Genomic DNA, 10,128 nt, shown 5'->3' with positions numbered 1-10,128 from the left:
CGGCCGAGCCGATCGTCACCGCCCGTCCCGGCGTCAGTGCCGCCGAGGCCGTCGCCCAGATCGTGGCCTCCGTCGGCCCGTACAGGTTCAGCATCGTCCGGCCCCCGGCGAACCGGTCCACCAGCTCCGTTCCGACCGCCTCCCCGGCCACTGCCAGCACCTCGACCGACGTCAATGCCGCCGGCTCCAGCGTCGAGAGCACCGACGGCGTGAGGACGATGTGCGTCACCTGCTCGGCATCGAGCAGCGTGGCGAGTTCCGCGCCGCCGACGACGCCGGCCGGAACCGACACCAGGCAGCCCCCGGAGCCGAAGGCGGCGAGTTGTTCGAAGATCGCCGCGTCGAAGCTCGGCGAGGCGAAGCCGAGGACCCGCGCGTCCGGTCCGACCGCGAGTGAATCATCCTGGGCGCGAACGATGTTCGCCAACCCACGGTGGGTGACCGTGACGGCCTTCGGGGTGCCGGTCGAGCCGGAGGTGTAGATCAGGTAGGCGGCGTGGTCGGGATGCAGCGGCCGGGTCCGGTCCGCGTCGGTCAACGGAGCGGCGGATTCGGCGGCGGATGCGGCCCGCAGCGCCGGGTCGTCGAGTTCCAGCCAGGTGAGCGCGCCGGGCAGCGCGGCCCGGTGCGCGGTCGTGGTCAGCCCGAGCGTGGCACCACAGTCGTCGAGCATGTGCGCGATGCGCTCGGCCGGATACGCGGGGTCGACGGGCACGAAGGCGCCGCCGGCCTTGGCGACCGCCCACACGGCGAGCACCGACTCCGCCGAGCGGGGTAGTGCGAGGGCCACGCGCACGTCCGGGCCCACCCCGGCGGCGACGAGCAGGCGGGCGAGCCGGCCGGCGGCGGCGTCGAGTTCCCGGTAGGTCCAGGTGGTGCCGTCGACACGCACGGCCGGGCGCTGGGGGTGCGCCGCGGCGGCGGCCCCGAGCAGCGTGGGCAGCAGCCACGGCCCGACACCGGCCGGACCGGCGGTGGCGTGCAGCGCGGCGGACTCGGCGGCGTCGAGCAGCTCCACGTCCCCGACGGGAACGGCCGGGTCGGTGGTGACGGCGGTGAGGAGCCGCACGAACCGCGCGGCGATCGTGTGCGCGGTGACGTCGTCGAACAGGTCGGTGGCGTAGGTGAGGGTGGCGTCCAGGCCGGCGGGCCGGCCGTCGTCGCCGGTGTGTTCGCGCAGCTCGAGCCCGAGATCGAACTGCGAGGAGTCCCGCTCGACGTCCTCGACGGCGATCTCGAGCCCGTCGATCTCGAGGGTGGGTGCCGCGAAGTCGGCCAGCGCGAGGGAGACCTGGAACAGCGGGTGGTGCGCGGTGGACCGGGCCGGGCGCACCGCCTCGACCACCTGGTCGAACGGCAGGTCGGCGTGGGCGAAGGCGGCCAGGTCGGCCTCGCGCACCTGCGCCACCAGGTCGGCGAAGGCGACGTCCGGGCGCACCGGGGTGCGCAGGACCACGGTGTTGACGAACATCCCGACCAGGTCGTCGAGTTCGGCGGCGCCGCGGCCGGCCACCGCGGTGCCCACCGCGATGTCGTCGCCGGCGCCGAGGCGGGACAGCAGCGCGACGAGCGCGGCGTGCAGGGTCATGAACACGGTGGCGTTCTCGGCGCGGGCGAGGCGACGCAGCGCGGCGTGGACGCCGGCGTCCACGGTGAAGGCGACGTCGGCGCTCGCGCCGGACTGCACCGCGGGTCCGGGCCGGTCGGTGGACAGGACGATCCGATCCGGCAGGCCGGCCAGGGTGCGGGTCCAGAAATCCAGTTGCCGGGCGGTGGTCGAGTCGGGGTCGTCGGGCTCGCCGAGCACCTCGCGCTGCCACAGCGTGTAGTCGGCGTACTGCACCGGCAGCGGCGCCCACGCCGGGGCCGCCCCCACGGTGCGCGCGGCGTACGCGGCGATCAGGTCCCGGGCCAGCGGCGCCACCGACACCCCGTCCGCGGCGATGTGGTGCAACACCAACACCAGCACGTGCTCCTGCGCACCCAGGCGCAGCACCCGGGCCCGCACCGGCAGGTCCACGGTCAGGTCGAAGCCGGCGCCGGCGAAGCCCACCACAGCAGCATGCACGGCGTCCGCGGGGACGTCGACGACGTCCGGACCGGTGGGCGTCGCGTCGACGATCACCTGGCGGGGACCTTCCGCGTCGGTGGGGAACACGGTACGCAGGCTCTCGTGCCGGGCGATCAGGTCGCCGAAGGCGGCGGCGAGCGGGGCGATGTCGAGCCGGCCGCGCAGGCGCAGCGCCACCGGGATGTTGTAGACGCCGGACGCGGGGTCGAGCTGGTTGAGCACCCACATCCGGTGCTGCGCCGGGCCGAGGGGCAGACGGGCCGGCCGCTCCCGTCGCCCGAGCGCGACGACGGCACCGGAGCGGCCCGCGGCACGGGCGGCCAGCGCCGCGGGGGTGGGCGCCTCGAACAGGTCGCGCACCGCCAGGGCGGTGCCGGCGGTGGCGTTGATGCGGGCGATCACCCGGGTCGCGTCGAGGGAGTTGCCGCCCAGGTCGAAGAACGAGTCGTCCGCGCCGAGCCCGTCCAGGCCGAGGACGTCGGCGAAGGCCGCGGCGGCGGCGGTCTCGACCGGTCCGCGCGGCGCGCGGGCCGGGCGCCGGCTGCGGCCGAAGTCCGGCTCCGGCAGCGCCGTCCGGTCCAGCTTGCCGACCGGGGTCAACGGCACCTCGTCGAGGACGACGACCGCGGCGGGCACGAGATGGGCGGGCAGCTGTTCGGCGAGCCGGTCCCGCAGCCGGTCCGGGTCCAGCCCGCGGCCCGGCACGGGCCGCACATAGGAGACGAGGACGGCCGAGCCGGTGGGACCGGGACGGCCGAGCGTGGCCGCGAAGTCCACGTCGGCGACGGCGGCGAGGGCCGCGTCGACCTCCCCGAGCTCGACGCGGATGCCGCGCACCTTGACCTGGAAGTCGGTGCGGCCCAGGTATTCCAGTACCGGACCGCCGTCGGCGTCGCGGGTCCAGCGCACGAGGTCGCCGGTGCGGTACATGCGCTCCCCGGGCCGTCCGGGATGCGCCACGAACCGGGTCGCGGTCAGCTGCGGACGGCCGTGGTACCCGCGCGCCAGCGCAGGTCCGGCCAGGTACAGCTCACCGGCCGTGCCGAGCGGCACCGGCCGCAGCCAGCCGTCGAGGACTTCGGTTTCGGTGCCGGGCACACCGGCGCCGAGGGTGACGGGCGCGTCGACGGTGAGGGGGGCGACGGTGGCCCAGATGGTGGCCTCGGTGGGGCCGTAGAGGTTGAACATCGTGCGGCCGGGCGCCCATCGGCGCACCAGGTCGGTGGGGACGGCCTCACCGCAGACACCGACCACCCGCACGGTGGGCGCGGCGGCCGGGTCGAGGGTCGCCAGCACCGCGGGGGTGAGGATGAGGTGGGTGACGCCCGCGTCGGCGAGCCGGTCGGTCAGTTCGTCGCCGCCGACGACCGTCGGGGGCACGACGACGAGCCGGGCACCGGCGGCGAACGCGGCGAGCTGTTCGAACACGGACGCGTCGAAGCTCGGTGACGCCACGTGCGCGACCCGCGCCGACGGGGTCGGCTCCAGCACGGCGAGCAGTGCGTCGACCAGGTTGCCGAGACCCCGGTGGGTGACCGTGACGGCCTTCGGCGTCCCGGTCGAGCCGGAGGTGTAGATCAGGTAGGCCGGGTCGTCGAGCCGGGCCGACGACGGCACCGCGGGGGCGGCCGGGGTGTGGCGGGCGGTCGCGGGATCGTCGAGCACCAGCCACGTCGTCGCCGAGCCGGGCAGCCGGTCGCGGTGGGCGGTGACGGTGACGCCGAGGCGGGCGCCGGAATCGGTGAGCATGTGCTCGATCCGGTCCAGCGGGTGGCGCGGGTCGACGGGGACGAACGCGGCGCCGGTCTTCGCCACCGCCCACACGGCGAGGACCGATTCGAGCGAGCGGGTGAGCGCGAGCGCGACCAGCGTGCCGGGTCCGGCACCGTGCGCGGCGAGCAGCCCCGCCAGGGCGGTGGCCCGGTCGTCGAGTTCGCGGTAGGTGAGCTCGGCGGGGCCGGCGACGACGGCGACCGTGTCCGGGTGACGGGTGGCGGTGCCGGTGAGGATGTCGGCGAGGGTGACGGCCCGGTCGCGGGCCGGGACGAACGGGGCGTCGACACCGGGGGCGCCGAGCGCGGCGATGCGGCGGTCCGGGGTCCGGGCGAGCGCACCGAGCAGCTCCGCGCACCGCTCGAGGATGCGGCGCGCGACGGCGTCACCGACCGCGGCGGGGCGGTAGCGCACGCTCAGCTCCGGCCGGGCACCCGGCTCGACGATCAGGCTCACGGGGTACGGGGTGGCTTCGGCGCCGGTGACACCGAGGACCCGCATCCCGGCGCCGTCGGCGGTCGCGGACAGGGCGTCGCGGTCGAGCGGGTAGGACTCGACGACGGCGAGGGTGTCGAACAGTTCGGTGACGCCGGCCGCCCGGTGGATCTCGGCGAGGCCGAGGTGCTGGTGCTCGAGGAGCGCCGCCTGTTCGGCCTGGAGGCGGCGCAGCAGGTCGGCGCCGGTGTCGGTGGGCTGCAGGCGCACCCGCACCGGCACGGTGTTGACGAACAGGCCGAGCACGGCGTCCACGCCGGGCAGTTCGGCCGGGCGGCCGGAGACGGTGGAGCCGAACACCACGTCGGTGCGCCCGGTGATCTCGGCCAGGGTGAGCGCCCACGCCGCCTGCACGACGGTGGCGAGGGTGACGTCGTGGGCGCGGGTGGCAGCGACGAGGGCGGCGGCGGTGTCGTCGCTCAGCGCGACGGTGTGGGCGGCCCCGCCGGTGTCGGCGGGATCGTCGTGCGGGGCGACGAGGGTGGGGGCGTCGATGCCGTCCAGGGCGTGGGCCCATGCGGTCCGTGCGGCGACGAGGTCCCGGCCGGCGAGCCAGGCCAGGTGGTCCCGGAACGACGGCGCCGGTCCGGGCATCGCCGCGCCCGCCGCGTAGGCGGTGAGCAGTTCGGCGACGAGCAGCGGGGTGGACCAGCCGTCGAGGACGAGGTGGTGGTTCGTCAGCAGCAGCCGGTACCGGTCGGCGGCGGTGCGGACCAGGTGGACGCGCAGCAGCGGCGCGGCGGCGAGGTCGAACCGCTCGGCGCGGTCCGCGTCGAGGATGCGCGCCAGCTCGCCGTCGGTGTCGGCGCGACCGCGCAGATCGGTTTCCCGCCAGGCCACGTCGGCCGTGCGGAGCACCACCTGGAGCGGGCCGGCGGCCGTGTCGCGGAACGCGGCCCGCAGGCTGTCGTGCCGGTCGACCACGGACTGCACCGCGGCGCGCAGCCGGGCGGCGTCCACGGTGCCGGCGAGTTCGAGCACGGTCTGCACGGTGTAGTCGTCGGGGGCGTCGGTGGCGGCGTACCCGGTGTGGAACAGCAGCCCGGCCTGCAGCGGGGACAGCGGCCACACGTCGGCCAGGCCTCCGCGTTCGCGCTCCCACTCGTCGATCCGGTCCTGGTCGACGGCGACCAGCGGGAAGTCGGAGGGGCTGTGACCGCCGGCGGCCGGGTCGCCGACGTGCCAGGCGAGCGCGGCGAGCGCGGCCACCCACAGCTGCGCGAACTCGTCGACGGCGTCCGCGTCGAGCAGGCCGGTCGCGTAGGTGAAGGTGGCGGCGAGGCCGTCGGCCTCGACGGTCGCGTCGATGTCGAGCACCGCGGGCAGCGGCATCTGCGGTTCGCGGGTGGCGGCGGTGCCGAGCGGCAGCCACGGTCCCTCGACGGTGGTGTCGATGCGACCGAGGAAGTTGAACGCGATCTGCGGTGCCGGATGCGCGGGCAGGACGCCGGCGACGTACCGGAGCAGGCCGTAGCCGATGCCGTGGTCGGGAACGGCGGCGAGCCGTTCCTTGACCGAACGGATCGCCGCGCCCGCCGCGGCACCGCCACCGAAGGCGTCGTCGACGTCGATCCCGGTCAGGTCCACATCGAGGGGGTGCACGGTGGTGAACCATCCGACGGTGCGGGACAGGTCGGCGCCGGGGACCGCCGCCTCCTCGCGGCCGTGGCCCTCGACGCCGACGAGCGTCGCGGGGGCGGTGCGGCCGCGGTTGCGGCGCCACCGCTCGGCCGCCAGGCCGAGCGCGGCGAGCAACGCCTCGGCGGTGCCGCAGTGGAAGCGCTGGGGCACGGCGGTCAGCACGGCGTCGGTGACCTCGGCAGGCACGTGCACGCGCAGCCGGGCGGAGGTGGCGACGATGTCGCGCGCCGGATCGAACGGCCGCTCCCCCAGTGCCGGGTCGGGCGTCGCGAGAATCCGCTCCCACAACGGCAGTTCGTCGCTGCGGTCGGCCTCGGTCAGGCCGTGCGCCCACCGGCGCAGCGACGTGCCGACCGGGGCGAGGGCGGGCGCCGCACCGCCGGCGATGGCGATGTAGGCGGCGGCGAGGTCGGGCAGCAGGATGCGCCAGGAGACTGCGTCCACGGCGAGGTGGTGGACGACGGCCACGAGCAGGTCGTCGCGGCCGTCGGGCGAGGCCAGCCACTCGAACTGCGCAACGATCCCGGCGGCCGGATCGAGTCGGTCCGCCGCGGCCTCCAGCGCGGCCTCGGCGGCGCCGCGTGGCTCGTCGACGGCGGCGCGGCGCAGCACCGCGTCGGACGCGACCGCGCCGACGGGGAGCACCTCGAGCGTGCGGGGAGCGGTCAGCCGCATCCGCAGCGCGTCGTGCCGATCGAGCAGCGCCTGCACGGCCCCGGCCAGGTGCGCCGGGTCGGTATGCTCGGGCAGCCGGATCAGCACGGCCTGCCCGTACCGGTCGACGGGCCCGCCGCCGGCCAGCAGTTCGGCGACGATCGGCGTGGTGTCGACCGGACCGGTGCCGCCGCCGGGGAGTTCGGCAAGGGCGACGCCGGCCCCGGTGTCCGCCACCGCGACGGCGGCGAGGGCGGCGACGGTGCGGCGTTCGAAGACGTCACGCGCGGTGAACCGCAGTCCGGCGGCCCGGGCGCGGGAGACGAGGGTGATCGCGACGATGCTGTCGCCGCCGAGGGCGAAGAAGCTGTCGTCGGCGCCGACGCGTTCCACGCCGAGCACCTGGGTGAACAGGGCGGCGATCAGTTCCTCGCGCGCACCCTCGGGGGCGCGGCCGACGGCGGGGGTCCCGAAGTCCGGGGCGGGCAACGCGGCGCGGTCGATCTTGCCGACAGGGGTGAGCGGCAGTTCGGGCAGCACGGTGAGCGCCGCGGGCACGAGGTAGGCGGGCAGGGTGTCGGCGAGTTCGCCGCGCAGGGCGTCGACGTCGACGGTGGCGCCGGGGTGCGCGACGACATAGGCGGCGAGGACGGTCGCGCCGGCGGGCGTGGTGGCGCCGACGGTGACGGCCCGGGCAACGGTGTGGTGCCGGAGCAGCGCGGCGTCGACCTCGCCGAGTTCGACGCGGAACCCGCGGATCTTGACCTGGTGGTCGGTGCGGCCGGCGAACTCGAGCGCGACGGCTGCGCCGCCGGTGTGTCCTTCGGGTCCCTCCGGCAGCCCGAAGGACGCACCGCGCCAGCGGACCAGGTCGCCGGTGCGGTACATGCGTTCTCCGGGCGCGTACGGGTCGGCGACGAAGCGGGCGGCGGTCAGATCGGGGCGGCCGAGGTAGCCGCGCGCGATCCCGGCGCCGGCCAGGTACAACTCGCCGGTCACCCCGGCCGGCACGGGCTGCAGCCGGCGGTCCAGGACGAGGGCACGCATGCCGCGGATCGGGGTGCCGACGGCGACCGGGTCGCCACGGTGGTGCGGGGCCGCGAAGGTGGCGGTGACGGTGGCCTCGGTGGGTCCGTACGCGTTGAGGAACGTCCGGCCCACCGACCACCGATCGGCCAGGTCGGGCGGGCAGGCGTCGCCGCCGACGACGACCGTGCCGATCTCGGCGTGCTCGTCGGGGTCGAGGGTGGCGAGCACGGCCGGGGTCGCGTCGAGGTGGGTGACTCGTCCGGCGCGGAGCACCTCGGCGAGTTCGGTGCCGCCGTAGGCCTGCGGCGGTACCACCACCAGGGTGGCGCCGGCGGTGAAGGTCACCAGCAGCTCCTCGATCGAGGAGTCGAACGCCGGCGAGTACAGGTGGGTGGCGCGCGAGTCGGCGGCGACGACCAGACGCGCGCGGGCGTCGTCGGCGAGGTTCGCGAGGCCGGCATGGGTGACGACGACCCCCTTGGGGGTGCCGGTGGACCCGGAGGTGTAGACGACGTAGGCGGCGTGCTCGGGCCGCAGCGGGATTCCCCGGTCCGCGTCGGTGAGCGGGCCGGCGTCCGTCGCCGTGACCGCGGCGACGGTCGCGGGGTCGTCCATGGCGATCCAGTCGGTGTCGTCGGGCAGTCCGTCCCGGTGCGCGGCGACGGTCAGGCCGATGCGGGCGCCGCTGTCGCGCAGGACGTGCTCGAGCCGGGCGCGGGGATGACCGGGATCGACGGGCACGAACGCGGCTCCCGTCTTGGCGACGGCCCACACGGCCTGCACCGATTCGACGGACCGCGACAGCGCCAGCGCCACGGTGGTCTCCGGGCCGGCGCCGCGCGCGAGCAGCAGCCGGGCGAGCCGGTCGGTGGCGGTGTCCAGGTCGGAGTAGGTGACGGTGCGCGGACCGTCGATCACCGCGACGGCGCCGGGGTCGAGGGCCGCCCCGGCGGTGAGCAGGTCGGCGAGGGTGCGGGCCGGCACCGGGTCGGCGCCGCGGGCCGGGACGAGGGCGGCGCGCTCGTCGTCGCCGAGCAGGTCCAGGTCGGCGAGACGCCGGTCGGGTGCGGCGGTGGCGAAACGGTGCAGGAACGCGAGGAATCGCCGGTGGTGCGCGGCGAGCTCGTCCCGGTCGTACAGGTTGGGGTTGGCCTGGAAGTCGAGGTGCGTGCTGTGACCGCCCGGATAAAGGTTGACGAACAGGTCCTCGATGAGCCCGGAGGTGAGCACGTGGACCCGCCCGGTGAGCGCGCCGAGCCGGACCCGGTGGTCGAACAGCATGAGGTTGACCGACGGGCCGAAGCCGGCGGCGTGGTCCCCGGTGAGACCGAGGTCGCGGGCGATGTCCTCCTGCCGGTACCGCTGGCGGCGCAGTGCCCCGGTCAGCTCGAGTTCCGCCGCGGCGATCACGGAGGCGACGGTGGCGGCGTCGGTGCGCAACCGCAGCGGCACCACGTTGGCGAGCATGCCCCCGGAGCGGCGCAGCGTGGCGGTGGTGCGGGCCGAGACGGGCAGGCTGAGCATCACCTCGTCGTGGCCGGTCATCCGGGCGAGGTAGGTGCCGAACGCGGCGACCACGTACGGTGCGAGGCTCGACCCGCGCCGGGCCGCGGCGTCGCGCAGGGCCTGCTCGGTGTCGGCGGGCAGTTCCGCGCCGACCAGCAGCGGGTGCGCGTCGGCGGGGGCGGCCCGGCCGGCCAGCGACACGGGATCGCTCAGCCCGGCCAGGTGCTCGGTCCAGTACGCACGGTCGGTCTCGAACCGGGGGGAGCGGCGGTAGGTCTCGTCCTCGGCGACGATGTCGGGCAGCGCCGCGGTGCGCGGCGTGTGCACCGCGGTTCCGGTGACGGTGGCGGTGTAGAGCTCGGCGGTGCGCGCGACGAGGGTCATCGCGCCGACGCCGTCGAGGGCGATGTGGTGGATCCGGGCGTACCAGAACCAGCGGTCCTCGGCGATGCGGAGCACGGCGGTGACGGCGAGCCGGTCGGTGCACATGTCGACCGGGGCGGTGTAGTCGCGCTCCATCCATGCGCGCGCCGCCGCCACGGGATCGGCCTCGGACCGCAGGTCGACCACCGTCAGGCGCTCGCCGGTGTGCACGACGGTCTGGAACGGGTGGCCGTCCTCCTCGACGACGCGCAGGAAGCCGGTGCCGAACTCGCGCCCGACGGCACGGGCGGCACCTTCGAGGGCGTCGATGTCGAGGTCCCCGGCGATGTCGACGTACTGGGCGATGTTGACGGGCGTGGCGCCGGCCAGGTGCTGTGCGAACCAGATCCCGCGCTGGGCCGCCGAGAGCGGGAACGCGCCGGCGGGCTGCGGGGCACCGAGATGTTCGTGGACGACCGGGCTTTCGTGCAACACGGGGGTACTCCTGACGACCGGTGGACTGTGTTTCTTCCACGGTCGTCCGCAGACCTCGATGTCGATACCGACCCCAGCGGTGGGCGCGGCACCCGCAGGGG

The 10,128-nt window shown here is 75.8% G+C and carries 1 protein-coding gene; it reads right to left on the bottom strand.

From position 1 onward, the window contains the following. Positions 1-10,027 (bottom strand): non-ribosomal peptide synthetase (locus G6038_RS19360; RefSeq protein WP_165039413.1); only part of this gene is annotated, 10,027 nt, incomplete at its 3' end. Positions 10,028-10,128 lie beyond the last annotated feature (101 nt).

It is taken from the genome of Rhodococcus sp. 14C212 (genome assembly GCF_011058195.1).
Taxonomy (GTDB): Bacteria; Actinomycetota; Actinomycetes; order Mycobacteriales; family Mycobacteriaceae; genus Rhodococcus; species Rhodococcus aetherivorans.
Note: the sequence above shows the minus strand (reverse complement) of the source record. Positions and strands in the feature narration are given on the sequence as shown.